Below are 25,502 nucleotides of genomic sequence, written 5' to 3' on the forward strand. Positions count from 1 at the left end.
GCTGCCCTTCGTTCGTCCGGGCCGGCAGCATGGGCCGGCCCGTTCGCGGTGACGGCGATGCCGTTACAGGTTCGGCGACAGCGCGAGCGCGTTCGTCAGGTCGCCCATCGGCTGCGCGCCGTTCGCCTTCAGCGCGTCGTCGCGCTGCTGCAGGCCCGCGAGGCGCGGCAGCGAGAAGCGGCGCGTGATGAAGCGCAGGATCGAGCCCGTGTCGTACTGCGTGTGGTCGACGAAGCCCTTCTTCGCATACGGCGACACGATCAGCGCCGGAATGCGCGTGCCCGGGCCCCAGCGATCGGCATTCGGCGGCGTCGCATGATCCCAGAAGCCGCCGTTTTCGTCGTACGTGACGACCACGACCATGTTCTTCCACTGCGGGCTGGCCTGCAGGTGCGCGATCACGTCGGCGATGTGCTGATCGCCGGACGTGACGTCCGTGTAGCCCGGGTGCTCGTTCAGGTTGCCTTGCGGCTTGTAGAACGTGACCTGCGGCAGCGCGCCCGCATCGATCGCCTTGATGAACTCGGCGCCGTTCGCGCCGCCGTCGAGCAGATGCTGCGCACGGCTCGCGGTGCCCGGCGCCTGGTTCGCGAAGTAGTTGAACGGCTGGTGGTGCGGCTGGAAGTTCGGCGTCGACAGGTCGGCGCCGTAGATCACGTTCGACGTGCCGTTCTGGCTCGCCTGCAGCGCCTGGCCCCACGCGCCGGAATACCACGCCCACGACACGCCCGCGTTGGTCATCAGGTCGCCGATGTTGGTCGCCGTCTGCGGCGGCATCGTCGACGGATTGGCCGGGTCGGCGAGCAGCGGGTCGCCGCCCGCGGCCGCCTTGTTGCCGCTTGGCTGATACGCCGGCTGCATCGTGTTGATGCCGTAGAAGTCGGGCGTCAGCGCGCCGTCGTTGACGAACTTCGGCGGGCCGCTCAGCGCGGAAGCCGGCGAGTTCGTCGCGACCTTCAGCGACTTGCCGTCAGCATTCAGGACTGCGATCTTGCCGGCCGCCGGGCTCTTGTCGGCGTTCGGGTAGTACGGCGCGCACGCGCAGACCAGGTACTGGTGGTTCAGGAACGAACCGCCGAACGCGCCCATGAAGAAGTTGTCGGCGAGCACGTACTGCTGCGCGATCTTCCACAGCGGCAGCTTCGACGGATCGGCCGTGTAGTGACCCATCGTCAGGCCGCCGGCATCGGTCCACGCGGCGTACATGTCGTTCTTGCCGCCGTTGATCTGCATCTGGTCCTGGTAGAAGCGGTGCACGATGTCGCGCGTCGCGATGCTCATCGACTGGTTGAAGCCTTTCGGATCGTCGATCGCGAACGGCGCGTTCGGCAGGTTCGCCGTCATCGCCTCGGTCACCGCCGGCGTGATGCCGGTCGCGGTCAGGCCGCCCCAGATCTTCGGCAGCGTCGCCATCGTCGAGCCGTCGCGGTCCTTCTGCACCGAGTTCGCGGCCGTCGCGTTCTGCAGACCGTTCGCGCCCGGGAAGTTGCCGTACAGGTTGTCGAAGCTGCGGTTTTCCGCGTAGATCACGACGACGTTCTTGACGGCCGACAGGCCCTGCTGCGTGACGTCGTCGCCGCCGCAGGCGGTGAGGCTGAGCGCGGCCGCGAGGGCGATCGGCGTGTAGCGAATCCAGGCGTGCTTCTTCATGCGATGTTCTCTCTCATTCGTCGTTGGTCGCGTGTGGGAACCGGGGTGGCGGGAGGGCCGGCGCACGAACCTCGCGGTACCGCCCGGCTGCGCGCATTATCTGGAACCGATTTGACAGCCGGGTGTAGGGGCGCTTTCAATTGACTGTCGGTGGAACGTCATTGAACGGTCACGGAACTGACATAAGCTCCGGCCGATTGCCCACCGCTACCCGAACAACGAATGCACACCCTGCTGAAATCCTTCGCGTTCGCGCGATCGCTGATCCCTGCCGCGGCGACGCTCGCGGTGGCCGGCGCGCTCGCGGCGCTCGCCGGTTGCGATGCGCAGCCCGGCACGACTGCGTCGGCCGCGTCCGTCGTACCGGCGGCCCAGGCCGCGCCGGTCACCCCGGCGGTCGCGCCGGCCGGCCAGCCGCAGACGCGCGCGCAGGTATTCGAGGGCGTGAAGCAGATGACGGCGCTCGGCAAGCAATTGTTCTTCGATCCGTCGCTGTCCGGGTCCGGCAAGCTCGCTTGCGCGTCGTGCCACAGCGCCGAGCATGCGTTCGGGCCGCCGAACGCGCTGTCGGTGCAGCTCGGCGGCGACGACATGCACCGTACCGGCTTTCGCGCGGTGCCGTCGCTGAAGTACCTGCGCGGCATCCCGCCGTTCAGCGAGCACTTCCACGATTCGCCGGACGAAGGCGACGAAAGCATCGACGCCGGTCCGACCGGCGGGCTGACCTGGGACGGTCGCGTCGATACGCGCGATGCGCAGGCGCGCATTCCGCTCACGTCGCCGTTCGAGATGAGCAGTTCGCCCGCACGGGTCGCGAAGGCGGTTCGCGCCGCGTCGTATGTCGATGCATTCCGCAAGGCGTTCGGCGACACGGTGCTCGGCGACGACCAGGCGACGTTCAATGCGGTGCTGCGCGCGCTCGACGCATTCCAGCAGCAGCCGGCGCTGTTCGATCCGTACACGAGCAAATACGACGCGTATCTGGCCGGCCACGCGCAACTCACGCCCGCGGAGCTGCACGGGCTGCAGCTGTTCAACGACGAGAAGAAGGGCAACTGCGCGAGCTGTCACATCAGCCAGCGCACGCTCGAAGGCGGCCCGCCGCAGTTCAGCGATTTCGGGCTGATCGCGATCGCGGTGCCGCGCAACCGCGCGCTGCCCGTCAATCGCGACCCGCGCTTCCACGATCTCGGCGCATGCGGCCCCGAACGCACCGACCTGAAGGGGCGCGACGAATTCTGCGGGCTGTTCCGCACGCCGTCGCTGCGCAACGTCGCGCTGCGCAAGACGTTCTTCCACAACGGCGTCTATCACTCGCTCGAGGACGTGATGCGCTTCTACGTCGAGCGCGACATCCATCCGGAGAAGTTCTACCCGGTCGTGCACGGCAAGGTGCAGATCTACGACGATTTGCCGAAGCGCTACTGGCCGAACATCAACCGCGAGCCGCCGTTCGACCGCAAGCGCGGCGACCCGCCGGCGCTGAACGCAGCCGAGATCAAGGACGTGATCGCGTTCCTCGGCACGCTGACTGACGGATATCAGCAAACGGGTGCGTTAGCCAAGCCGTAGAAGGCGTTCACTGCAGCACGCATGCTATGCTCGCTCGCTGACGGGCGTGGCGCATGCCGGAGGGCCGGCCCCCGGTTCGCCGGCATGCGCCACGCCGTTCGATCGAACATCCAAGGAGAAAAACATGTCGATGCGTGCATCCCTTTCCGTCGTCACGCGCGTGCTGGCCGGCGCCGCGTGCGCAGCCGCGATGCTGCCTGCCCATGCACAGAACAACCTGAACTTCCTGAACGACACGCCGATCAGCTATTTCAGCAAGACCGATCGCGCGTCGCTGTCCAAGGCGGTCGTGCAGGCGCGCGACGAAGGCAAGGACGGCGAAACCACGGCATGGCAGAGCAGCGGCCGCGGCACGCAGATCGACGCGAAGCTCACGCCGAGCACGACCGAGACGGACGGCAAGACCTGCCGCGAAATCGCGACCGAAATCACCGCGAAGGGCCAGACGATGACGCTCAAGCCCGTCTACTGCAAGACGGCCGCGGGCAAGTGGCAGCTGCAGAAGCGCTGAGCACGCACGTGACGAAGCGGGGCGGCGCGCCGCGCACGGTGTCGTGCGGCGTCGTGATCCTCGATGCGGATGGCCGCGTGTTCCTCGCGCACGCGACGGACACCACGCACTGGGACATCCCGAAGGGGCAGGGCGAACCGGGCGAGACGCCGGCCGACGCCGCGCTGCGCGAACTGCTCGAGGAAACCGGCATCGAGCTCGCGCCGGCGCGCTTGCTCGATCTGGGCCGCTTCGCGTACCGGCACGACAAGGATCTGCACCTGTTCGCGGTGCAGGTGGCCGACGGCGAGATCGATCCCGCGCAGTGCACGTGTACGTCGCTGTTTCCGAGCCGTCGCGACGGCTCGATGATTCCCGAGATGGACGCGTACCGCTGGACCGTGCCGGGCGACGTCGACACCTATGCGAGCCGCAGTCTCGCGCGGCTGTTTCGTACGAAGCTGTCGCTGGTGGAGTTGCATCGGCGATTGTCGGGTGCGTGAACGGGCGCCGCGGCTTCCACGCCTGCCGTCCTTCGGCGCACGCCCATGAAAAAACCGGCCCTGGAGCCGGTTTTTTCATGGGCGGGCAGCGGGGCGGCTTGCGAAGCCGCCCGCCGCCGCGCGGAGCAGGCCGTCAGGCCGGCTTGCCCCAGCTGTCGCGCAGCCCGACGATCCGGTTGAACACCGGCTTGCCCGGCTTCGAATCGACACGGTCTGCAACAAAGTAGCCGTGGCGCTCGAACTGCAGGCGCGTTTCCGGCGCGACATCGCCGTTGCCCGGCTCGACGTACGCCTGCACGATCTTCTTCGAATCGGGGTTCAGCGCCTCGAGGAAGTTCGCGCCGCCCGCGTCCGGGTGCGGCTCCTTGAACAGGCGGTCGTAGATCCGCACTTCGGCCGGCTGCGCGTGCTTCGCGCTGACCCAGTGGATGTTGCCCTTGACCTTGTACGTGTTCGCGCCTTCGGTGCCCGACTTGCTGTCCGGGAAGTAGTTGCAGTGCACGGCCGTCACGTTGCCGTCGGCGTCCTTGTCGAAGCCCGTGCATTCGATCACGTAGCCGTAGCGCAGGCGCACCTTGTTGCCCGGGAACAGCCGGAAATAGCCCTTCGGCGGATTCTCGACGAAATCCTCGCGCTCGATCCACAGCTCGCGCGAGATCGGGAACGTGCGCACGCCGCGGTCCGGATGGTGCGGATGCACGGGCGCCGTGCACGCTTCCTCGAGGTCTTCCGGATAGTTGTCGATCACGAGCTTCAGCGGATCGAGCACCGCGACCGTACGCGCGGCCTTGTCGTCGAGGTCGTCGCGCAGCGCGCCTTCGAAGATGCTCATGTCGATCCACGAATCGATCTTCGTCACGCCGATCCGCTCACAGAACAGGTGGATGCTCTCCGGCGTGAAGCCGCGGCGGCGCACGCCGACGATCGTCGGCATCCGCGGGTCGTCCCAGCCGTCGACGTGGCCTTCGGTGACGAGCTGCAGCAGCTTGCGCTTGCTGGTGATCGCGTACGTGAGATTCAGCCGCGAGAATTCGATCTGTTGCGGCAGCGGACGCGCGAACACGCCGGCTTCCGCGAGTTCGTTCAGCACCCAGTCGTACAGCGGGCGGTGATCCTCGAATTCGAGCGTGCACAGCGAGTGCGTGATGCCTTCGAGCGCATCCGAGATGCAGTGCGTGTAGTCGTACATCGGATACACGCACCAGGCGTCGCCGGTGCGGTAGTGGTGCGCGTAGCGGATCCGGTAGATCACCGGGTCGCGCATGTTCATGTTCGGCGACGCCATGTCGATCTTTGCGCGCAGCACGTGCTCGCCTTCCTTGAACTCGCCGGCCTTCATGCGGCGGAACAGGTCGAGGTTTTCCTCGGGCGAGCGGTCCCGGAACGGCGACGGCTTGCCGCCTTCGGTCAGCGAGCCGCGATTCGCGCGCATTTCGTCGGCGCTCTGGCTGTCGACGTACGCCTTGCCGCGCTGGATCAGCAGCTCGGCGAACTCGTACAGCTTGTCGTAGTAGTCGCTCGCGAAATACTGGTGATCGACCGCGTCCTTGCGCCAGTCGAAACCGAGCCAGCGCACCGCGTCGACGATCGAGTCGACGTATTCGACGCTTTCCTTTTCCGGGTTCGTGTCGTCGAAGCGCAGGTGGCACACGCCGCCGTAGTCGCGCGCGACGCTGAAGTTCAGGCAGATGCTCTTCGCGTGGCCGATGTGCAGATAGCCGTTCGGCTCGGGCGGGAAGCGCGTCTCGACGCGGCCGCCCCATTTGCCGGTGCGGTTGTCGTCGTCGATGATGTTGCGAATGAAATTGGAAGCCGCGGGGGCGTCGTTGCGTTCGGTGCTCATGCGGTTGGCGTCAGGGTTGTGTCGGCGCGTCGCGCCGGTTTAATCCTGTAATTCTACCTGACCGGGGTCCCTCCCGCGCGGGCTGCCGGTCGGGCGTCGTCCGCTCGCGATGTGTATCGCAATATATCGAGTGTGTGTCGGCTGTAACACGACGTAAATCGGATTGCCGCCGCCGTTCGGCTTTTCCTATGATGCCTTCACCGAATCAATGCCGCCATTCGCGATTTTTGCGGGCGGGAGGAAGCCAATAATCATGATGAAGAAGACCACTTTTCTGGTTCGTACCGCGGTGATCGTCGCGGCCCTGTCGCAACTCGGCGCCTGCGCGATGACGCATACGCAGCGTAACGCCGGGATCGGCGCGGCCGCGGGCGGCGCGCTCGGCTACCTGATCACCGGCGGCCCGGTCGGCACGGTGGCCGGCGCGGCGGCAGGCGGCCTGGTCGGCGCCGGCGTACGCTGATTCACGCCGGCGGGGCGCTCGCGACGCGGGCGCATCCGACCGCCGGCCCCGGTCGTGACACTTGCCTCACCGCGTCACGACCCGCTCGAAGGTCACGCACATCCCCCGGATTTTGACAGGCACCATCAGGGAGAGGCGGGTGTGCGACACTGCGTCGACGCTACAACACGATTCCATTCGTCGACGAACCTTTCCATGACCGACCCCGTCGTTTTCGTCTTGCCGGGCTACGCCAATTCGGGCCCGCTTCACTGGCAGAGCCGCTGGGAGCGCACCGATCCGCGTTTCGTGCGGATTGCGATGCCGGACTGGAACCACGCGTTTCGCAACGGCTGGTGTCGCGCGCTCGACCGCGCGGTCGAAGCCGCGCGCGGGCCCGTGCTGATCGCCGGCCACAGCCTCGGTACGCTGACCGCCGCGTGGTGGGCGACGCGCTACGCGCGGCCGGCCGCGCTCGCGAAAGTGCGCGGCGCGCTGCTCGTTGCATTGCCCGATCCGGCCGGGCCGGTGTTTCCGGCTGACGCGCACGGCTTCGGCCCGGTGCCGCACGAGCGGTTGCCGTTTCCGACCTGCGTGGTCGCGAGCAGCGACGATCCGTACGGTTCGCTCGCGTTCGCGCGCGGCTGCGCGCATGCGTGGGGCAGTGCGTTCCGCGACATCGGCCCGCGCGGCCACATCAACGCGGACAGCGGACTCGGCGACTGGCCGCAAGCGCGTGGCTGGCTCGATGCGATGGCGCGCTAACCTGTCGACTCCGTAGATCCCATTGGTTCGAGTGGCGCGTTCGATCGGCGTATCCGTCGCAGGCGATCGCCGGGCATGCCACCGCGTGCGAACGCAGCCATCGCGACGCCGTCACCCGAACCGCGCTCAGATCGCCTGCTTCGCCTTCAACGCGGCGATCCGCACGTCGTCGTAGCCGAGCATGTCGCGCAGCACGGCTTCCGTCTGCGCGCCGAGCAGCGGCGGGGCCGTGCGCGCGTCGGGCGGCGTCGCGCTCATCCGGATCGGGTTGCGCACGAGCTTCACGTCCGCGCCGCACGGATGCGGCAGCGAGACCTGCATCCCGCGCGCGATCACCTGTTCGTTGTCGAACACCTCGTCGAGATCGTTGATCGGCCCGCACGGCACGCCGGCCGCTTCGAGCGCCCCGATCCAGTCGGCCTTGTCGCGCGCCTTCACCATCTCCGCGAGAATCGGCACCAGCGTGTCGCGGTGACGCACGCGCGACGGGTTCGTCGCGAAGCGCTCGTCGTCGGCCAGCCCGGGCCGCCCGCCCGCTTCGACGAACTTGCGGAACTGCCCGTCGTTGCCGACCGCGACGATGATCCAGCCGTCGCGCGTCTGGAACGTCTGGTACGGCACGATGTTCGGGTGCGCGTTGCCCCAGCGCACCGGCGGCTTGCCGCTCGCGAGGAAGTTGGTGTTCATGTTCGCGAGCAGCGCGACCTGCACGTCGAGCAGCGCCATGTCGATGTACTGGCCTTCGCCCGTGCGGTCGCGGTGCGCGAGCGCGGCGAGCACGGCGATCGTCGAATAGAGGCCGGTCGCGAGATCGGCGATCGCGACGCCGGCCTTCTGCGGGCCGCCGCCCGGCTCGCCGTCGCGTTCGCCGGTGATGCTCATGAAGCCGCCGATCCCCTGCACGATGAAGTCGTAGCCCGCGCGATGCGCGTACGGGCCGGTCTGGCCGAAGCCGGTGACCGAGCAGTAGACGAGATCGGCCTTCACCGCCCGCAGCGAGTCGTAATCGAGCCCGTACTTCTTCAATTGCCCGACCTTGTAGTTCTCGAGCACGACGTCGCTTTGCGCGGCAAGCTCGCGCACGATCTGCTGGCCTTCCGGCGTCGCGATATCGACCGTCACCGAGCGTTTGTTGCGGTTCGCCGCGAGGTAGTACGCGGCTTCGGCGGTATCCGCGCCGTCCGCGTCCTTCAGGTACGGCGGCCCCCAGTGGCGCGTGTCGTCGCCGGCGCCCGGGCGCTCGACCTTGATCACATCCGCGCCGAAATCGGCGAGGGTCTGCGCGCACCACGGGCCCGCGAGCACGCGGGTCAGGTCCAGCACGCGGATATGGCTCAGGGCACCCATCGTCGAATCGTCTCCTTTCATGGCGGGCCTGCGTTGACGGGCAAGGCCGATTGGCATGTCGAGCATCTTAAGGCGAATCGGCCGCGCGGGTGGCCCAGGCCCATTGCCCGGAGGGCCGGGCCGCCTTGCCGGCGCTTTGCCCGGAAGCCGGCCCCGATCCCGTATAATCGATCGTTTCCGAATCCATGCCGCCGCGCGCCCCGCCTGGGGCGCCGGCGTTTGAAGCCGTCTTTGCCAGACTGTCCCCGCACGCCATGAAAGCTGCCGAAATCCGCGAGAAATTCCTCAAATTCTTCGAATCGAAGGGCCACACGATCGTCCGCTCGTCGAGCCTCGTGCCCGGTAACGACCCCACGCTGATGTTCACGAACTCGGGCATGGTCCAGTTCAAGGACGTCTTCCTCGGCACGGACCCGCGCCCGTACTCGCGCGCCACGACGGCGCAGCGCAGCGTGCGCGCGGGCGGCAAGCACAACGACCTCGAGAACGTCGGCTACACGGCGCGCCACCACACGTTCTTCGAGATGCTCGGCAACTTCTCGTTCGGCGACTACTTCAAGCACGACGCGATCAAGTTCGCGTGGGAGCTGCTGACCACGGTCTACCAGCTGCCGAAGGACAAGCTGTGGGTCACCGTCTACCAGGAAGACGACGAGGCGTACGACATCTGGGCGAAGGAAGTCGGCGTGCCGACCGAGCGGATCATCCGGATCGGCGACAACAAGGGCGCGCGCTACGCGTCGGACAACTTCTGGACGATGGGCGACACCGGCCCGTGCGGCCCGTGCACCGAAATCTTCTACGACCACGGCCCGGACGTGTGGGGCGGCCCGCCGGGGTCGCCTGAAGAAGACGGCGACCGCTACATCGAGATCTGGAACCTCGTGTTCATGCAGTTCAACCGCGACGCGCAGGGCAACATGACGCGCCTGCCGAAGCAGTCGGTCGACACCGGCATGGGCCTCGAGCGTCTCGCCGCGGTGCTGCAGCACGTGCACAGCAACTACGAGATCGACCTGTTCCAGAACCTGATCAAGGCCGCCGCGCGCGTGACCGACATCAGCGACCTCACGAACAACTCGCTGAAGGTGATCGCCGATCACATCCGCGCGTGCTCGTTCCTGATCGTCGACGGCGTGATCCCCGGCAACGAAGGCCGCGGCTACGTGCTGCGCCGGATCGTGCGCCGCGCGATCCGCCACGGCTACAAGCTTGGCCGCAAGGGCGCGTTCTTCCACAAGCTGGTGGCCGACCTCGTCGCCGAGATGGGCACCGCCTATCCGGAGCTGAAGGAAGCCGAGCAGCGCGTGACCGACGTGCTGCGCCAGGAAGAAGAACGCTTCTTCGAGACGATCGAGCACGGGATGTCGATCCTCGAAGCCGCGCTGGCGGATGTCGAAGCGAAGGGCGGCAAGGTGCTCGACGGCGAACTCGCGTTCAAGCTGCACGATACCTACGGCTTCCCGCTGGACCTGACGGCCGACGTGTGCCGCGAGCGCGGGATGACGGTCGACGAGCCGGCCTTCGACGACGCGATGGCGCGCCAGCGCGAGCAGGCCCGTGCGGCCGGCAAGTTCAAGGCCACGCAGGGCCTCGAATACTCGGGCGCGAAGACCACCTTCCACGGTTACGAGGAAATCGCGTTCGACGACGCGAAGGTCGTCGCGCTGTACGTCGACGGCTCGGCCGTCAACGAAGTGAAGGCTGGCCAGGATGCGGTCGTCGTGCTTGACCACACGCCGTTCTACGCGGAATCGGGCGGCCAGGTCGGCGACCAGGGCGTGCTCGCGAACGCCGCGACGCGCTTCGCGGTGGCCGACACGCTGAAGGTGCAGGCCGACGTGATCGGCCATCACGGCACGCTCGAGCAGGGCACGCTTAAGGTCGGCGACGTGCTGCGCGCGGAAATCGACGCGCATCGCCGTGCGCGCACGCAGCGCAACCACTCGGCCACCCACCTGATGCACAAGGCGCTGCGCGAAGTGCTCGGCGCGCACGTGCAGCAGAAGGGTTCGCTCGTCGACGCGGAAAAGACCCGTTTCGACTTCGCGCACAACGCACCGATGACCGACGACGAAATCCGTCGCGTCGAGCAGATCGTCAACAACGAGATCCTGGCCAACGCGCCGGGCATCGTGCGCGTGATGCCGTACGACGAAGCGGTGAAGGGCGGCGCGATGGCGCTGTTCGGCGAGAAGTATGGCGACGAAGTGCGTGTGCTCGACCTCGGCTTCTCGCGCGAACTCTGCGGCGGCACGCACGTGCACCGCACCGGCGACATCGGCCTGTTCAAGATCGTCGTCGAAGGCGGCGTCGCGGCCGGTATCCGCCGCGTCGAGGCGATCACCGGCGACAACGCGGTGCGCTACGTGCAGGAGCTCGACGCACGCGTGAATGAAGCGGCAGCGGCGCTGAAGGCCCAGCCGTCGGAACTCACGCAGCGGATCGCGCAGGTGCAGGAGCAGGTGAAGTCGCTCGAGAAGGAGCTGGGCGCGCTGAAGTCGAAGCTCGCGTCGAGCCAGGGCGATGAGCTCGCGCAGCAGGCCGTCGAAGTCGGCGGCGTGTACGTGCTGGCCGCGACGCTCGACGGCGCCGACGCGAAGACGCTGCGCGAAACGGTCGACAAGCTGAAGGACAAGCTGAAGAGCGCGGCGATCGTGCTGGCGGCCGTCGAAGGCGGCAAGGTCAGCCTGATCGCGGGCGTCACACCGGACGCGAGCAAGAAGGTCAAGGCCGGCGAACTCGTGAACTTCGTCGCGCAGCAGGTCGGCGGCAAGGGCGGCGGTCGTCCGGACATGGCGCAGGCGGGCGGCACCGAGCCGGCGAACCTGCCGGGCGCGCTGGCCGGCGTGAAGGGCTGGGTCGAAGAACGGCTCTGATCGTTGCACGACCGATGCGATGCCGCCGCACCGACGGCATCGCGTGAATCGAAAAACGACCCGATCGGCAGATGCCGGTCGGGTCGTTTTGTTTGTGCAGGCCGTGCAGGTTGCGCGCGTCGATTGCCACGGCGGCGCGCGAATCCAGGTCAGGCCGGCACGGTCGCGGCCGGCTTCGCCGCGTCGCCAGGCTGCCGCGCGGCCTCGGTGAGCGCATCGCGCAATGCGGCGAGCGCCGCCGACGCATAACCGCGCCGCCACCCGAGCAGCGTGTCGATGCCTGCGAGTTCGGGAATCGTGTGCGCGGCGACGTTGCCGGTTTCAGGCTGCAGATCGAGCACCGAGCGCGGCGCGGCCGCGACGCCCGCGCCGGCCGCGACGCACGCGACGATCGCGTGATACGAGCCGAGTTCGAGCACGCGCGCCGGCTTCACGCCGTGCGCCGCATACCACTGCTCGACGTACTTGCGATATGCGCAGCCACGCTCGAACGCGATCAGCGTCGGCAGGATCACGTCGCGCGGCGTGCGTACCGGCGGATGGCCGCGCGGCGTGAGCAGCACGAGATCCTCACGAAAGATCGGCACCGTCTCGAACGTGTCGGGCAGCGCGTCCGGCTCGGGCGGGCGCGCGAACAGCGCGGCGTCGATCTCGAAGTCGCGCACGCGGTCGATCAGGCAGCCGGTCGTGCCCGTCAGCAGTTCGAGCGACACGTCGGGCCATGCATGGTGGTAGCGCGCGAGGAGGGCCGGCAGGCGGCTCGCGGCCGTGCTTTCCATCGTGCCGAGCCGCAGCCGGCCGCGCGGCGTGTCCTCGCGCACCGCGTCGCGCGCCTCGTCGGCGAGCGCGAGCAGGCGCTCCGCATACGGCAGCAGCGTATGCCCGGCCGGCGTCAGCACGAGCCGGCGGCCGTCGCGCACGAACAGCGCCGCGCCGAGTTCTTCCTCGAGCTGCTTGATGCGCGTCGTGACGTTCGATTGCACGCGATTGAGCTTGGCCGCCGCGCGCGTCACGCCGTTCTCGCGCACGACCGCCCGGAAGATCGCCAGCGCCGCCAGGTCCATGATTCTCTCCGAGGGATGGGTTGATTCTTAATTATTCATTTTTCGAGAACGGTCGGTCAAGCTAGGATGAACCCATTCCGATTTCCGATCCGGCCGGCGTGCGCGAAGCGCCGGCCTTTGCCGCCATGTCCCGCTTCGATGCCCTGACCGCCGCCGCCCGCGTCCTTTCGTCCGACCAGGCCGACCGCCGTGCCCGCGCGGCCGCGCTCGCCTGCATGGTCGGCCTGGCCGTCGTGCTCGGCGTCGGCCGTTTCGCGTTCACGCCGCTGTTGCCGCTGATGCTCGCGGACGGCTCGATCGGTCTGAAAGCCGGCAGCTGGCTCGCATCGGCGAACTATGCGGGGTACTTCGCCGGCGCGGTCAGTTGCGCGGCGCTGCGCGTCGCGCCGGCGCGAATGGTGCGCTTCGGGCTCGCGGCGACCGTGCTGCTGACCGCCGCGATGGGCGTCGGTCACGCGCTGCCGGTGTGGCTCGTCGTGCGTTTCGTCGCGGGCATCGTCAGCGCATGGACGTTCGTGTTCGTGTCGCAATGGGGGCTGCGGCGGCTGGCCGAGCTGCATGCGCCCGAATGGAGCGGGGTGATCTATGCGGGGCCGGGCGTCGGCATCGTGGTGACGGGGCTGATCGGCAGCGCGCTGGCCGGCCGACACGCGGCGGTGGGCTGGCTCGGTTTCGCGGCGTTGTCGGCCGTGCTGTCGTTCGCGATCTGGCGCACGTTCGGTGCGGTGCCGGCCGCGGCGCAGGCGCACGCGCACGCGCAGGCGACGCCACCGGCCGCCGCGCCGCATACGGTCACGGGAGCGTCGGCCACCCCGGCAGCACGGGCCGGCACGCGAAGCCGCCGCGCGGACGCCGTGTGGCTCGTCGTGCTGTACGGCGCACCGGGCTTCGGCTACATCATCACCGCGACGTTCCTGCCGGTGATCGCGCGCGCCGCGCTGCCGGCCGGCTCGCCTTGGCCCGACCTGTTCTGGCCGATGTTCGGTGCAGCGCTGATCGTCGGCGCGGTCACCGCTGCGCGGCTGCCCGGGCACTGGGACAACCGGCTGCTGCTGGCGGCCGGCTGCGCGACGCAGGCGCTCGGTATCGCGGCCGGAATCGTGTGGCCGAACGCGGCCGGCTTCTCGATCGGCAGCGCGCTGCTCGGGTTGCCGTTCACCGCGATCACGCTGTTCGCGATGCGCGAGGCGCGGCGCCTGCACGGCGAGCGTGCGGCCGGACTGATGGGCTATGCGACCGCATCGTACGGCGTCGGGCAGATCCTCGGGCCGCTCGTCGCGGCGCCGCTGGCCGCGCGCTTCGGGTCGTTTACGCCGGCGCTGTGGGTCGCGGCGGCGGCGCTGCTGATCGGCGCCGCCGGCTTCGCGGCGACCGCCGCACGCGGGCGCCGCTCATCCTGACGTCGGTGGGGCCGGATCGTCTCGGGCGCGGGCAAACTCGCTAGAATGAAGCCTTTTCCGCGCCGAGCGGACGCGCGACGCGGCCTTCAGGCCGAGGCCGGGCGCTCGCCAGATCCCCATCGATGACCATCGCCGACTACCGCTTTTGCCCGCGCTGCGCGAGCCCGCTGACCGAGCGTGCCGATCCCGACCATGAGGGCGGCCGCATCCGCCAGGCCTGTCCCGACGACACCTGCGGCTACGTGCACTGGAACAACCCGCTGCCCGTCGTCGCCGCGATCGTCGAACTCGACGGCAAGATCCTGCTCGCGCGCAACGCCGCGTGGCCCGAAGGGATGTTCGCGCTGATCACCGGCTTTCTCGAAAACGGCGAAACGCCCGAGGACGGCATCGCGCGCGAGGTGTTCGAGGAAACCGCGCTGAAGGCCGAGCAGGTGTCGCTCGTCGGCGTGTACGAATTCATCCGCAAGAACGAACTGATCATCGCGTACCACGTGCGGGCGTCGGGCACGGTGTCGCTGTCGCCGGAACTGCTCGAATACAAGCTCGTCGATCCGCCGCTGCTGCGCCCGTGGCGCGCCGGCACGGGCGTCGCGCTCGCCGACTGGATGCGCGCGCGCGGCCTCGATTTCGAATTCGTCGACCGGCCGGGGCAGTGACGGGCCGGCCCGCCCGCGAGGTGGTGTCGTCCGCCGTGCCGCGCGCGATCGCGGCGCGGTGCTTCGCTGCCGGCCGGCGCGTCGCTGCATGCGGCCGCCGCGCGTCGTCCCCATCGTCTCTTTCGTTCCCTTCGCCTCCCTCGTCCTGAGCGCCATCGCCATGTCCGACAAGCCGCAGCCGCGTCCGCGCGACGCCTATCGCCACTTCCTGCCGATCACGACCCGCTGGATGGACAACGACGTCTACGGGCACGTGAACAACGTCGTCTACTACAGCTACTTCGATACCGTGGTGAACGAGTACCTGATCCGCACGGGCGTGCTCGACGTCGAGCACGGGCAGACGATCGGGCTCGTCGTCGAGACGCAGTGCAACTACTTCGCGCCGCTCGTGTTTCCGCAATCGGTCGACGCGGGGCTGCGCGTCGTGAAGCTCGGCACGTCGAGCGTGCGCTACGAAGTCGGGCTGTTCGCGCAAGGCGATGCGTCGCCCGCCGCGCAGGGGCATTTCGTGCACGTGTACGTCGATCGCGGCACGCGCCGCCCGGTGCCGCTGCCCGACGCGCTGCGCGCCGCGCTCGAACCGCTCGCCGCCTGACGCAACGCGGTGCACGCGTTCGCGCTCCAGGCCTTCAACGGCCTCAGCTATGGCTTGCTGCTGTTCATGCTGTCGGCCGGCCTCACGCTGATCTTCAGCGTGCAGGGCGTGCTCAACTTCGCGCATGCGAGCTTCTACATGCTCGGGGCTTATGTCGGCTACAGCATCGCGGCTCATGCGGGCTTCGGGCCCGCGCTCGTGCTCGCGCCGCTCGCGGTCGGGCTGCTCGGCGCCGGCTGCGAACGTGTGCTGCTGCGCCGCGTGCAGGCGCGCGGCCATACGAGCGAACTGCTGCTGACCTTCGGGCTCGCGTATCTGATCGGCGAGGGCGCGAAGCTCGTGTGGGGTCTCGCGCCGCTGCCGGCGCCCGTGCCGCCGCTGTTCGACGGCGCGCCCGCGATCGTGTTCGGTCTTGCGTTGCCGCGTTACCGGCTGTTCATGATGGCGATGTCCGCGACGATGCTGGTCGCGCTCGGCGTGCTGCTGCGTGCGTCGCGCATCGGGCTCGTCGTGCGCGCGGCGCTCACGCATCGTGCGGCGGTCGAGGTGCTCGGCTACGACGTGCCGCGCGTGATGACGGCGCTGTTCGGTGCGGGCACCGCGCTCGCGGCGCTGGCCGGCGTGATCGGCGCGCCGCTTGCGGTGATCGAGCCCGCGCTGGCCGAGACCGTTGGGTCGGTCGTGTTCGCGGTCGTCGTGATCGGTGGCCTGGGTTCGCTCGGCGGCGCATTCATCGCGTCGCTCGCGGTCGGCTTCGCACAGACCTTCGCGGCCGCGAGCGACACGTCGCTGCGCGATCTCGCGCAATGGACGGGCATCGCGCTGCCCGACAGCGTGGCCGCGGTGTCGATCGCGCAACTGGCGCCGCTGGTGCCGTACCTGCTGCTCGTCGCGGTGCTGGTCGCGCGGCCGCGCGGGTTGTTCGGCGAGCGTGTCGATGCATAGCCGCGCACTGGCCGGAGGCGCGCGCTGGGCGCTGTTCGCCGCATGCTTCGCGCTGCCCGCGTGGCTGTGGCCGCATGGCGCGGTGCTCGGCTATCTGGCGCAGACGGCCGCGCTCGTCGTGCTCGCGCTGTCGTACAACCTTCAACTCGGCACGACCGGGCTGCTGTCGTTCGGGCATGCGGCGTTCGCGGGCCTCGGCGCGTTCGCGGCCGCGCACTGGTTCAACCGCATCGGCGGCCCGCTGCCGCTGTTGCCGCTCGTCGGCGGCGTGGCCGGCGCGGGCTTCGGGTGCGTCGCCGGGCTGCTGGCGACGCGCCGTTCCGGCACCGCGTTCGCGATGATCACGCTCGGGCTCGGCGAGTGTGTCGCGGCGGCCGCGTGGAGCGTGCCCGCGTGGTTCGGCGGGATCGGCGGCGTGCCGATCGACCGCGCGAGCGGCGCGCCGTGGGGCAACGCGCATTTCGGCGCGCCGGCGCACGCGTATGCGCTGATCGCCGCGTGGTGCGTCGTGTCGGCATGGGCGATGCATACGCTGACCCGCACGCCGCTCGCGCGGCTCGCGAACGCGGTGCGCGACAACCCGGCGCGCGTCGCGGCGCTCGGCACCGATCCGCGCCGCGTGCGGCTCGCGATGGTCGCCTGCGCGTCGTTTTTCGCCGGCGTCGCCGGCACGCTGACGCTGATCGACGTCGAGATCGCGACGCCCGACAGCGTATCGATGGCGCGCTCGGCGACCGTGCTGATCGCCGCGGTGATCGGCGGCACCGGCGCATTCTTCGGGCCGGCGGCCGGCGCGGCCGTGCTGACCGCGCTGAGCATCGTCGTCGCGGGCGTGTCGCGCGCGTGGGCGCTGTATCTCGGCGTGCTGTTCGTCGCGATCGTCGTCGCCGCGCCGGGCGGGATCGCGGGCATCGCGCAGGCATTCGCGCATGCGCTGCGGCGCGAGGCCCCGGCGACCGAGCGGTGGCGGCTGCTGTGCGCCATCGGCGCGTGTGCGTTCTGGGGCGTCGCGATCGTCTGCGCGGCCGAGCTCGGCTATGCGTGGCGCTTCGCGCAGGACGACGGCACGGGCGTCGCGTTCGGCGCATGGGGCATCGACGCCGATACGCCGATCGGCTGGGCCGTCGCGGGTTCGGCGGCCGGCATCGGCATCCTGCTGTGGGGCTGGCGCGCGCGGCTCGGGCACGGCGCGGCGGCCGCCACGCGGGAGGACGCGCGATGAACGGCAACGCGATCGCGCTGCACGGCATCGTGCAGCGCTTCGGTGCGCAGACCGTGCTCGACGGTGTCGATCTGAGCATCGCAGCCGGCGAGCGCCACGCGCTGATCGGGCCGAACGGCGCGGGCAAGTCGACGCTGTTCAGCGTGATCGCCGGCGCGACGCGGCCGACGCGCGGGCGCGTCATGTTGCACGGCGTCGCGCTGCGCGGGCGCGGGCCCGTCGTCGCGAGCCGCCTCGGCATCGGCCGCAGTTTCCAGCAGACGAGCGCGTTCGCGCGCCTGAGCGTATTCGACAACCTGCGCTGCGCGGCGCTGCATGCGCCGGCCGAACGGCGGCGCTGGTGGAACCGGCTGCGCGAATCCGCGTCAGTCGATCTCGCGGCCGCGCGCGTGCTGCACGACATCGGCCTCGACGCGCGGCGCGACACGCCGGCCGGCGAACTCGGCTATGCGGAGCAGCGCGCGCTCGATCTCGGCATCGCGCTCGCGAGCGGCGCACGGACGCTGCTGCTCGACGAGCCGACGGCCGGCATGAGCCGCGCGCAGGCCGCGCGGATGATCGCGTTGATCCGCGCGACGACGCAGGGCCGCACGGTCCTGATGATCGAGCACGACATGGACGCGGTGTTCGGTTTCGCCGAACGCATCACGGTGCTCGTGCGCGGCACGGTGGTCGCGACCGGCGCGCCGGACGCGATCCGCGCCGATCCGCGCGTGCGTGCCGCGTATCTGGGCGAGGGTGCGGCATGAGCGCGGTGCTCGACATTCGCGGGCTGCGCGCGTGGTACGGGATGCAGCCCGTACTCGACGGCGTCGATGTCGCGCTCGCGCCGGGCGAGACGCTCGCGCTGCTCGGCCGCAACGGCTCCGGGCGCTCGACGCTCGCGAAGGCCGTGATGGGGCTCGTGCGCACGGCCGGCTCGGTGCGCATCGCGGGCGCCGAATGCGCAGGGGCGCGCACGTTCGAGATCGCGCGGTGCGGCGTCGCTTACGTCGCCGAAAGCCGCGACGTGTTCCCGCTGCTGACCGTGCGCGAGAACCTGCGGCTCGGTTTGCGCGGCGTGAGCGGCGCAGCCGAACGCACGGCGCTCGACCGCCTGTTCGACCGTTTTCCGCTGCTGGCCGCGCGCGCGGACGTGAAAGCCGGGCGGCTGTCGGGCGGGGAGCAGCAGGTGCTCGCGCTGGTGCGCGCACTCGCGGGGCGCCCGCGCGTGCTGATCGTCGACGAACCGGCCGAGGGGCTCGCGCCGCTCGCGGTCGACGAAGTCGGCGCGTGCCTCGCCGCGCTGCAGGCCGACGGCGTCGCGATCGTGCTGATCGAGCAGCGGCTGCAGCTTGCGCCGCGGCTCGCGCGGCGCGTCGCGGTCATGGGGCGGGGACGGATCGTCTACGACGGCGGGCTCGACGGGCTGCACGGCGAGGTTGCCGACGCGTGGCTGAGCGCCGGCTGACCGCGCCCGGTCGATTGTTCGGCAAACTCCGCCAGTCAATTCGCGTCGAGCCGCTTTATCGCTGCGGTGCCGCAACGTAAATTTCCAGTCAGGCCGATTGCCGCGGCAACATCGTCGCGGCAACCGGCGCCATCCATCGAAGGTCTTCTGACTGAGGAATGAAATCATGAGCAAGCTGGCAGGCAAGGTAGCGGTCGTCACGGGCGCCTCGAAGGGCATCGGCGCGGCGATCGCGAAGGCACTGGCCGACGAAGGCGCAGCGGTCGTCGTCAACTACGCGAGCAGCAAGGCGGGCGCGGATGCGGTCGTGAGCGCGATCACCGAAGCGGGCGGCCGCGCGGTCGCGGTCGGCGGCGACGTGTCGAAGGCTGCCGACGCGCAGCGCATCATCGATACCGCGGTCGACACGTACGGCCGTCTCGACGTGCTCGTCAACAACTCCGGCGTGTACGAATTCGCGCCGATCGAAGCGATCACCGAAGAACACTACCGCCGGCAGTTCGACACGAACGTGTTCGGCGTGCTGCTGACCACGCAGGCGGCCGCCAAGCATCTCGGCGAAGGCGCGAGCATCATCAACATCAGCTCGGTCGTGACCAGCATCACGCCGCCGGCCAGCGCCGTGTACAGCGGCACGAAGGGCGCGGTCGACGCGATCACCGGCGTGCTCGCGCTCGAGCTCGCACCGCGCAAGATCCGCGTGAATGCGATCAACCCGGGGATGGTCGTGACCGAAGGCACGCACAGCGCGGGCATCATCGGCTCCGATCTCGAAGCGCAAGTGCTCGGCCAGACGCCGCTCGGCCGCCTCGGCGAGCCGAACGACATCGCGTCGGTCGCCGTGTTCCTCGCATCGGACGATGCACGCTGGCTGACCGGGGAGCGCCTCGTCGCGAGCGGCGGGCTGCGCTGAGTCGGCATGAGCGGGGCCTGCGCGGGGCAACGTGCCCCGCGATCATCGCGTCGCAGGCCCCGCCGTCGCGGCATCCCCGCAGTGCAGCGTCGGTCGGGTTTGCGAAAACGCGAATTTCGATATTTAATTCCTCTGAAGTGATCCGGCAGGTTTGAACGGTTTGCGTCCGGATGCAAACGGCGCACGTCGCTGGCCGGTCGAGCGAACATCGGCGGTGCGGCGCTCGACATGCGGCCGACGCCGACATGGTTCGTTTTCGGGGAAGCGGGACATGAGACGTGCGGTCATCACGGGGATCGGCATTGCGTCCAGCATCGGCAGCGATGTCCCGACCGTGCGCGACGCGCTGCGCGCGGGCCGCAGCGCCATCGTGTTTTCCGAATCATTCAGGGACGCGGGACTGCGCAGCCACGTCTGGGCGCCCGTCGAGGCGCCTGCGGCGGATCGCGTCGATCGCCGGCATCTCCGATGGATGACTCCTGCCGCGCTGCAAGCATTCGCATGCATGCAACAAGCGATCGACGACGCGCGGCTGCCCCCGCGCCTCGTGTCGAACGAGCGCACCGGCGTGATCGTCGGCAACGCGTGCGGGGTGTCGCTCGGTTACGTCCATGCGGTCGATGCCATGCGCACGCGTGGATTGCGCGGCGTCGGCGCGTACGACATCGTGCATTCGATGCCGTCTGTCCATGCCGCGTGCCTTGCCGTCGCGTTCGGCGTGCGCGGCGTGAGCTACGCAATCTGCGGCGCGTGCGCCGCATCGGCGCAGTGCATCGGCCATGCCGTCGAATTGATCAGGGCCGGCACGCAGGACATCGTGTTCGCCGGCGGCGCCGAAGAACTGGGCTGGGAAGTCGCGTGCCAGTACGATGCGATCGGCGCGCTGTCGACCCGCTTCAACGGTACGCCGGTGCGGGCCTCGCGCACCTACGATGCGGACCGCGACGGCTTCGTGATTTCAGGCGGCGCAGGGATCGTCGTGGTCGAGGAAATGAATCATGCAATCGAGCGCGGTGCGCCCGTCTATGCGGAAGTGATCGGCTACGGCACGACGACCGACGGTATCGACATGGTCGTGCCGTCCGGCGAAGGCGCCGAGCGCAGCATGAGGCTGGCATTGCGCGGTATCGATTTGCCGATCGACTATCTGAACACGCACGGCACGTCTACGCCCGTCGGCGATATCCGCGAATTACGCGCGATCCGCAACGTGTTCGGCGAGGCCGCGCCGCCGGTGTCGTCGACCAAGTCGACGACCGGCCACGCGCAGGGCGCGGCCGGCGTGCACGAGTTCATCTATGCGGTGCTCATGATGAACGGCGGATTCATTGCGCCGAGCATGAACATCGAGCAGCTCGACGACGGCGCGTGCGGCTTCGACATCGTCACGGCGACCACGCAGCGGAAACTGACGACCGTGATGACGAACAGTTTCGGTTTCGGCGGCGTCAATGCGACGCTCGTCATGACGAACGCCTATCGCGCGCAGATGCAATAGCGCGCCGCCGCATGCCTTTTCCCGAACTGCCGATTTCTCCCGGAGGTCTCGACATGCATGTTGCTCCCAGCCATCGCAGCCATCATCTTGCATTGCGCGTGCCGTTCGTGGATGTCGATCTCGGCGGCGTCGTCTATCACGCGAACTACCTGCGCTGGTTCGATCAGGCCAGGATGGAGTGGTATCGCGCCAACGGCGTCGATCTCGCGCACATGATGGCCGAACTGCGAACCGGACTCATCGTCTGCCGCATCGAGACGGAGTTCCTGTCGCCGGCGCGTCACGACGAACCGTTGACGATCCGCACGACGCTGACCGAGCTCACGCGCGTGCGTATCGCGTTCCACCAAGAGGTCTATCGCGACGATACGCTGCTGGCAAAAGGGCGAACGGGGCTCGCCGGCGTGAATCTCGACACGCTGCGACCGGTTCGGATTCCGTTTGCGTTTCGCGTCGAATGAAAGTCGCATGCCGTGGTGCAGCGTGTCGTCCATTGCCACGCAGCCTTCGACGTTCGCTGCACGCGTGCGGCACTGATGCGATTTCGGTAGAGGCTACCCTCTGATCCCGTGTCGCGGCGCGACATAAAGCCGTCGTGCCGCGCGCACGAGGACGGTGCGCGCAGCGTGCCGCGCTGACCGAAGTCATCCTTCCGAATCCTGCGCATACGCCTGTCACGCAAGGCTGGCGGACGCATCCCGCTTTGCGGGGCCGTGCCGGCGTATACCGCTCGCATGCGTGCCGCGCACATTCCCCATTCAAGTTGCGAATGTGTGCATCGCAACAATCCATTTCATCCGCGGCGATCGGAGCGGTAAGGTGAACGCACGTTCGATATTCATCGACCGATGCCTATCCATCACGCGAAGACGCCATGAAAACGACTCATGATCGATCCCGGCACACCGCACGTGCGACCGCCGGCGGCGCGCCCGAAGACGGCTGCCGACGCGACACAGGTCTGCGCCTGCCGGCGAAGCTGGTGGGCCCGATCGTGCTCGGCACGCTGCTCAACGCGCTGAACTCGTCGATGATCGCGGTCGCGCTCGTCAGCATCCAGCAGGCATTCGCGCCGCACGGCGCCGCGCCCACGCGCATCGATACGTTGTGGCTCGTGTCGGGCCTTTATCTCGCGACGGCCGCCGGCCAGCCGACGATGGGGCGACTCGCCGATCGCTTCGGTGCGAAGCGGATCTTCTGCATCGGCCTCGCGATCGTGCTGGTCGCGTCGTCGCTCGCGCCATTCGCGCCGACGCTCGGTTGGCTGGTTGCGTCGCGCGTCGCACTCGGCATCGGCACGTCCGCCGCGTATCCGGCCGGCATGGCGATGATTCGCGCGTGGTCGCAGCAGCATGCGAATGGCGCGACGCCGACGGGCGGCCTCGGCGCGATTTCGATCGCGGCGCAGGTGGCCGTCGCGTTCGGCCCGCCGCTCGGCGGCGCGCTCGTGCAGTTCGCCGGCTGGCGCGCGATCTTCTGGATCAACGTGCCGATCGTGCTGGCCGCGTTCCTGTTCGCCTGGCTGTGGATTCCGGCCGACCCGGCCTATCGCGGCGCGCAGGCGCGCAGTACGCTGCGCGGCACGCTGACGGAACTGGATCTGCCGGGCGTCGCGTTGTTCGTGCTGACGCTCGCGAGCCTGCTGCTGTTCCTGCAATCGGTGTCGCGCGAACCCGATTGGCTGCTGCTGGCCGCGACGCTCGTACTCGCGCCGCTGTTGATCGGTCGCGAGCGGCAGGCTGCTGCGCCGTTGATCGACATCCGGATGCTGGCCGACAACCGTCCGCTGCTCGGCACGTACCTGCGCTGCGTCGGCACCTATGCGGTGTTCTACGCAATCTTCTATGCGTTGCCGATGTGGCTGCAGGAGGCCAGGGGGCTGTCGGCGGCCGACGCCGGTCTCGTGATGCTGCCGGTCGCCGGCATCGGCATCGTCACGACGATGCTCGCGACCCGCATCGTGCATCGCCACGGCGCACGCCCGGTGCTGGTCATCGGTTCCGCGCTGCTCTGCATCGGCAGCGTCGTGATGAGCCGGATGACGAGCAGCCTGCCGATCGCGGCGATCGTCGTGCTGTCCATCGTGTTCGGTATTCCTAATGGTTTCAACAATCTCGGCAATCAGGCCACGCTCTACCAGAGCACGCCGCACGGCCGGATCGGTACGGCCTCCGGGCTGTACCGCACCGCGCAGTATGTTGGCGGCAGCCTGTCGTTCGCGCTCGTCGGTCTCGCGCTCGGCCATCCGGCGAGCGACCGCGGCTTGCGCGCGCTTGCCGTCGTCCTGGCGGTGATCAGCGTGCTGCTGTTGCTCAATGCGGTATCGAGCCGGCACCTCGACGCCGCCGTTTCTTCCGTTCCACAACAAAAGTGAGGGTGATACATGTCCATTCCGACGCTCAATCGCACCGCCGCACTCGTCGCCATCGATCTGCAGAACGGCATCGTCGCACTGCCGGTCAAGCCTTATACCGGCGCGCAGGTCGTCGCGAAGACGGTCGAGCTGGCGGCGGCTTTCCGCGCGCAGGGGCTGCCCGTGATCTACGTGCACACGAGCTACCTGCCGGACGGCGGCGTGGCGCTGAAGGTGAAGACGGATGCGCCGTCGCCGCCGCCGAATCTCGATCCCGAATGGAGCGCGTTCGCGCCGGCGCTCGGCGTGTCGTCGTCCGACATCGTCGTGACGAAGCATCAGTGGGGCGCGTTCACCGGCACCGACCTGGACGTGCAACTGCGTCGCCGCGGCATCACCGACATCGTGCTGACGGGCATCGCGACCAACATCGGCGTCGAATCGACGGCGCGCCAGGCATACGAAAACAACTACAACGTCGTCGTCGTGAGCGACGCGGTCAGCACGTCGTCGGCCGATGCGCAGACGTTCGCGCTGACCCAGATCTTCCCGAAGCTCGGGCAGGTCGCCGCGGCGGCGGACGTGGAGGCGGCACTGGAGCAGGCCCGGTCGCGCTGAAGCCGGCGAGTCGTTCGGCGCGCTTTTTCACATACCAGTCGTTTACCGAGGAATGACGATGATCAAGACCGATGCATGGGTTCTTTACGCAGGACCGGAACCGACCCGCCAGCAGCCGCCCGTCGCGGGCGAGCTGCGCCGCGAAACCTTCGAATTTTCCGCGCTCGAAGCCGACGAGGTGCTCGTCGAGCCGCTGTACGGATCGTGGGAAGCGAACCTCGACCATGCGCTGTCGCGCAATCCGGTCGACATCTGCCGCCAGCGCCGCGAGGACAAGATCGTGCTGGGCAACGGCGCGCTGGTGCGCGTCGTGGAGCGCGGTCGCGCGGTCCACGCGCTGAAGGATGGCGAGATCTGCATGGTGATGCCGTTCGGCAAGCGCGACGAGTACGGATTCGCCGAGCTCGTCTACGCGTACGACGCGCCCGGCACGATCGGCGTGATGGCGCAGCGTACCAAGATGCGCGCCGACAACCTGGTGCCGGTGCCGACCGACAGCCGCCACTCGCTGCTGCAATGGGCGACCTACGGCCGCTACTTCACCGCATGGGACAACTGGAAGGTCGCGTCGACGTGCTGGCGTTCGCAGTTGCCGGACGTCGATCCGGCCGACTATCTGGTGTTCGGCTGGGGCGGCGGCACGACGCTGGCCGAGCTGCAGCTCGCGAAGCGCGAAGGCTTTCGCGTCGCGATGACGGCGAGCAACGACCGCAGGCTCGAGGAACTCGCGAAGCTCGGCATCACGCCGGTCGACCGCCGCAAGTTTCCGGATCTCGCGTATGACGAGGCGCGCTACCGGGCCGATCCGGACTACCAGGCGCGCTACCGCGAGTCGGAACGCGTATTCGCCGAGACGATCGCCGAGCTGAGCGGCGGCCGCGGCGTCGCGATCTTCCTCGACAATCTCGGCGGCGCGCTGTATCGCGCGACGATGCGCGTGACGGGCCGCACCGGCATCGTCGCGACGGTCGGCTGGAAAACCGGGATGCGTCTGTGGAACCTGCGCGCGACGGAATGCATCAACCGCCGCCTGCACATCCACACGCATGCGTGGCGCTACGACGACAGCATCACGATCCGCGACTTCCAGGAATCGACCGGCTGGATCGGCCAGGAACCGACCGAGATCTTCGATTTCGACGACGTGCCGAAGCTCGCGTCCGACTACCTGAACGGGAAGATCGAGACGTATTTCCCGATCTATCGGATCAACGCGGTCTGAGTCGCGGGTCGCGCGCCGCGCCTGCATCGTCGTATGATGATTAGGCATGCAAACGATGTAGAGACGCGG

23 protein-coding genes are annotated in these 25,502 nt (G+C 68.7%); 19 read left to right on the forward strand and 4 right to left on the reverse strand.

All coding sequences use genetic code 11. From position 1 onward, the window contains the following. Nucleotides 1-63 precede the first annotated feature (63 nt). Nucleotides 64-1,650: an acid phosphatase gene (locus tag HWX55_RS04555; protein WP_050017611.1), complete on the reverse strand. Its 1,587-nt coding sequence runs from the start codon at nt 1,648-1,650 to the stop codon at nt 64-66. Nucleotides 1,651-1,872: 222 nt separating this feature from the next. Here HWX55_RS04555 and HWX55_RS04560 point away from each other — a divergent pair, with 222 nt between their 5' ends. The 3 genes from HWX55_RS04560 to HWX55_RS04570 all read left to right on the forward strand — a co-directional run bounded on the left by HWX55_RS04560 (nt 1,873) and on the right by HWX55_RS04570 (nt 4,215). Continuing rightward, a complete protein-coding gene (locus HWX55_RS04560; protein WP_175974326.1) occupies nt 1,873-3,222 on the forward strand; it encodes a cytochrome c peroxidase in 1,350 nt (449 codons plus the stop codon). Nucleotides 3,223-3,346: 124 nt separating this feature from the next. Next, nucleotides 3,347-3,733, forward strand: a complete 387-nt coding sequence (locus HWX55_RS04565) for a hypothetical protein (RefSeq protein ID WP_175974328.1) — start codon at nt 3,347-3,349, stop codon at nt 3,731-3,733. An 8-nt stretch (nt 3,734-3,741) separates the two neighbouring features. Continuing rightward, nucleotides 3,742-4,215, forward strand: a complete 474-nt coding sequence (locus HWX55_RS04570; protein ID WP_175974737.1) for an NUDIX hydrolase — start codon at nt 3,742-3,744, stop codon at nt 4,213-4,215. 133 nt (nt 4,216-4,348) lie between these two features. Here the strand turns inward: HWX55_RS04570 and HWX55_RS04575 are convergent, their stop codons facing one another. Next, entirely contained in the window at nt 4,349-6,058 is a 1,710-nt protein-coding gene (locus tag HWX55_RS04575; protein WP_050017607.1) for a glutamine--tRNA ligase/YqeY domain fusion protein, read from the reverse strand. 253 nt (nt 6,059-6,311) lie between these two features. Between HWX55_RS04575 and HWX55_RS04580 the strand changes: the two genes are divergently transcribed. Together HWX55_RS04580 and HWX55_RS04585 are read left to right on the forward strand one after the other, a co-directional pair. Beyond that, nucleotides 6,312-6,521, forward strand: coding sequence for an ornithine acetyltransferase (locus HWX55_RS04580; RefSeq protein ID WP_006497729.1), 210 nt, complete (start codon nt 6,312-6,314; stop codon nt 6,519-6,521). A 195-nt stretch (nt 6,522-6,716) separates the two neighbouring features. After that, nucleotides 6,717-7,265, forward strand: coding sequence for an alpha/beta hydrolase (locus HWX55_RS04585; protein ID WP_175974330.1), 549 nt, complete (start codon nt 6,717-6,719; stop codon nt 7,263-7,265). Between the two features lie 126 nt (nt 7,266-7,391). Here HWX55_RS04585 and HWX55_RS04590 read toward each other — a convergent pair whose 3' ends face one another. After that, entirely contained in the window at nt 7,392-8,612 is a 1,221-nt protein-coding gene (locus HWX55_RS04590; protein WP_175974332.1) for a CaiB/BaiF CoA-transferase family protein, read from the reverse strand. 254 nt (nt 8,613-8,866) lie between these two features. Here HWX55_RS04590 and alaS point away from each other — a divergent pair, with 254 nt between their 5' ends. After that, the gene (gene alaS / locus HWX55_RS04595) at nt 8,867-11,491 is read left to right on the forward strand and encodes an alanine--tRNA ligase (protein WP_175974334.1); all 2,625 of its coding nucleotides are present in this window, start codon (nt 8,867-8,869) and stop codon (nt 11,489-11,491) included. 149 nt (nt 11,492-11,640) lie between these two features. Here alaS and HWX55_RS04600 read toward each other — a convergent pair whose 3' ends face one another. Then, nucleotides 11,641-12,555: a LysR family transcriptional regulator gene (locus tag HWX55_RS04600; protein WP_175974336.1), complete on the reverse strand. Its 915-nt coding sequence runs from the start codon at nt 12,553-12,555 to the stop codon at nt 11,641-11,643. 125 nt (nt 12,556-12,680) lie between these two features. Between HWX55_RS04600 and HWX55_RS04605 the strand changes: the two genes are divergently transcribed. The 13 genes from HWX55_RS04605 to HWX55_RS04665 all read left to right on the forward strand — a co-directional run bounded on the left by HWX55_RS04605 (nt 12,681) and on the right by HWX55_RS04665 (nt 25,433). Continuing rightward, nucleotides 12,681-13,955: a YbfB/YjiJ family MFS transporter gene (locus HWX55_RS04605; RefSeq protein ID WP_175974338.1), complete on the forward strand. Its 1,275-nt coding sequence runs from the start codon at nt 12,681-12,683 to the stop codon at nt 13,953-13,955. 122 nt (nt 13,956-14,077) lie between these two features. Next, complete coding sequence (locus HWX55_RS04610) at nt 14,078-14,614, forward strand: NUDIX domain-containing protein (protein WP_175974340.1); 537 nt, start codon at nt 14,078-14,080, stop codon at nt 14,612-14,614. A 160-nt stretch (nt 14,615-14,774) separates the two neighbouring features. Further along, entirely contained in the window at nt 14,775-15,212 is a 438-nt protein-coding gene (locus HWX55_RS04615; protein ID WP_175974343.1) for a thioesterase family protein, read from the forward strand. A 9-nt stretch (nt 15,213-15,221) separates the two neighbouring features. After that, complete coding sequence (locus HWX55_RS04620; RefSeq protein ID WP_175974345.1) at nt 15,222-16,157, forward strand: branched-chain amino acid ABC transporter permease; 936 nt, start codon at nt 15,222-15,224, stop codon at nt 16,155-16,157. Beyond that, on the forward strand, nt 16,150-17,379 hold the full coding sequence (locus HWX55_RS04625; RefSeq protein ID WP_175974347.1) for a branched-chain amino acid ABC transporter permease: 1,230 nt from the start codon (nt 16,150-16,152) through the stop codon (nt 17,377-17,379). The genes HWX55_RS04620 and HWX55_RS04625 overlap by 8 nt, the downstream gene beginning before the upstream one ends. Further along, nucleotides 17,376-18,128, forward strand: a complete 753-nt coding sequence (locus HWX55_RS04630; protein ID WP_175974349.1) for an ABC transporter ATP-binding protein — start codon at nt 17,376-17,378, stop codon at nt 18,126-18,128. Before HWX55_RS04625 ends, HWX55_RS04630 begins: the two co-directional genes overlap by 4 nt. Further along, nucleotides 18,125-18,829: an ABC transporter ATP-binding protein gene (locus tag HWX55_RS04635; RefSeq protein ID WP_175974351.1), complete on the forward strand. Its 705-nt coding sequence runs from the start codon at nt 18,125-18,127 to the stop codon at nt 18,827-18,829. Before HWX55_RS04630 ends, HWX55_RS04635 begins: the two co-directional genes overlap by 4 nt. Before the next feature lie 166 nt (nt 18,830-18,995). After that, nucleotides 18,996-19,742, forward strand: a complete 747-nt coding sequence (locus HWX55_RS04640) for a glucose 1-dehydrogenase (protein ID WP_050017591.1) — start codon at nt 18,996-18,998, stop codon at nt 19,740-19,742. Nucleotides 19,743-20,013: 271 nt separating this feature from the next. Next, entirely contained in the window at nt 20,014-21,240 is a 1,227-nt protein-coding gene (locus tag HWX55_RS04645) for a beta-ketoacyl synthase N-terminal-like domain-containing protein (RefSeq protein ID WP_175974353.1), read from the forward strand. A 53-nt stretch (nt 21,241-21,293) separates the two neighbouring features. Beyond that, entirely contained in the window at nt 21,294-21,701 is a 408-nt protein-coding gene (locus tag HWX55_RS04650; RefSeq protein WP_175974355.1) for a YbgC/FadM family acyl-CoA thioesterase, read from the forward strand. A 413-nt stretch (nt 21,702-22,114) separates the two neighbouring features. After that, on the forward strand, nt 22,115-23,614 hold the full coding sequence (locus HWX55_RS04655; RefSeq protein WP_175974357.1) for an MFS transporter: 1,500 nt from the start codon (nt 22,115-22,117) through the stop codon (nt 23,612-23,614). 9 nt (nt 23,615-23,623) lie between these two features. Further along, nucleotides 23,624-24,211: a hydrolase gene (locus HWX55_RS04660; RefSeq protein ID WP_175974359.1), complete on the forward strand. Its 588-nt coding sequence runs from the start codon at nt 23,624-23,626 to the stop codon at nt 24,209-24,211. Between the two features lie 58 nt (nt 24,212-24,269). Further along, nucleotides 24,270-25,433 carry a zinc-binding alcohol dehydrogenase family protein gene (locus HWX55_RS04665; RefSeq protein WP_175974361.1) on the forward strand — a complete coding sequence of 388 codons (1,164 nt, stop codon included), beginning with the start codon at nt 24,270-24,272 and terminating at the stop codon, nt 25,431-25,433. The last annotated feature ends 69 nt before the right edge of the window (nt 25,434-25,502 follow it).

This window comes from Burkholderia sp. BCC1047 (assembly GCF_902833155.1).
GTDB lineage: Bacteria > Pseudomonadota > Gammaproteobacteria > Burkholderiales > Burkholderiaceae > Burkholderia > Burkholderia sola.

Excerpts from the sequence above, each read along its gene's own strand:
- HWX55_RS04645 (WP_175974353.1), top strand. The coding sequence starts at position 20,014 with ATGAGACGTGCGGTCATCACGGGGATCGGCATTGCGTCCAGCATCGGC.
- HWX55_RS04565 (WP_175974328.1), top strand. The coding sequence starts at position 3,347 with ATGTCGATGCGTGCATCCCTTTCCGTCGTCACGCGCGTGCTGGCCGGC.
- HWX55_RS04660 (WP_175974359.1), top strand. The coding sequence starts at position 23,624 with ATGTCCATTCCGACGCTCAATCGCACCGCCGCACTCGTCGCCATCGAT.
- HWX55_RS04590 (WP_175974332.1), bottom strand. The coding sequence starts at position 8,612 with ATGGGTGCCCTGAGCCATATCCGCGTGCTGGACCTGACCCGCGTGCTC.
- HWX55_RS04615 (WP_175974343.1), top strand. The coding sequence starts at position 14,775 with ATGTCCGACAAGCCGCAGCCGCGTCCGCGCGACGCCTATCGCCACTTC.
- HWX55_RS04555 (WP_050017611.1), bottom strand. The coding sequence starts at position 1,650 with ATGAAGAAGCACGCCTGGATTCGCTACACGCCGATCGCCCTCGCGGCC.
- HWX55_RS04655 (WP_175974357.1), top strand. The coding sequence starts at position 22,115 with ATGAAAACGACTCATGATCGATCCCGGCACACCGCACGTGCGACCGCC.
- HWX55_RS04610 (WP_175974340.1), top strand. The coding sequence starts at position 14,078 with ATGACCATCGCCGACTACCGCTTTTGCCCGCGCTGCGCGAGCCCGCTG.
- HWX55_RS04600 (WP_175974336.1), bottom strand. The coding sequence starts at position 12,555 with ATGGACCTGGCGGCGCTGGCGATCTTCCGGGCGGTCGTGCGCGAGAAC.
- HWX55_RS04635 (WP_175974351.1), top strand. The coding sequence starts at position 18,125 with ATGAGCGCGGTGCTCGACATTCGCGGGCTGCGCGCGTGGTACGGGATG.
- HWX55_RS04625 (WP_175974347.1), top strand. The coding sequence starts at position 16,150 with ATGCATAGCCGCGCACTGGCCGGAGGCGCGCGCTGGGCGCTGTTCGCC.
- HWX55_RS04575 (WP_050017607.1), bottom strand. The coding sequence starts at position 6,058 with ATGAGCACCGAACGCAACGACGCCCCCGCGGCTTCCAATTTCATTCGC.
- HWX55_RS04640 (WP_050017591.1), top strand. The coding sequence starts at position 18,996 with ATGAGCAAGCTGGCAGGCAAGGTAGCGGTCGTCACGGGCGCCTCGAAG.
- HWX55_RS04605 (WP_175974338.1), top strand. The coding sequence starts at position 12,681 with ATGTCCCGCTTCGATGCCCTGACCGCCGCCGCCCGCGTCCTTTCGTCC.
- HWX55_RS04665 (WP_175974361.1), top strand. The coding sequence starts at position 24,270 with ATGATCAAGACCGATGCATGGGTTCTTTACGCAGGACCGGAACCGACC.
- HWX55_RS04585 (WP_175974330.1), top strand. The coding sequence starts at position 6,717 with ATGACCGACCCCGTCGTTTTCGTCTTGCCGGGCTACGCCAATTCGGGC.
- HWX55_RS04650 (WP_175974355.1), top strand. The coding sequence starts at position 21,294 with ATGCATGTTGCTCCCAGCCATCGCAGCCATCATCTTGCATTGCGCGTG.
- alaS (WP_175974334.1), top strand. The coding sequence starts at position 8,867 with ATGAAAGCTGCCGAAATCCGCGAGAAATTCCTCAAATTCTTCGAATCG.
- HWX55_RS04630 (WP_175974349.1), top strand. The coding sequence starts at position 17,376 with ATGAACGGCAACGCGATCGCGCTGCACGGCATCGTGCAGCGCTTCGGT.
- HWX55_RS04580 (WP_006497729.1), top strand. The coding sequence starts at position 6,312 with ATGATGAAGAAGACCACTTTTCTGGTTCGTACCGCGGTGATCGTCGCG.
- HWX55_RS04560 (WP_175974326.1), top strand. The coding sequence starts at position 1,873 with ATGCACACCCTGCTGAAATCCTTCGCGTTCGCGCGATCGCTGATCCCT.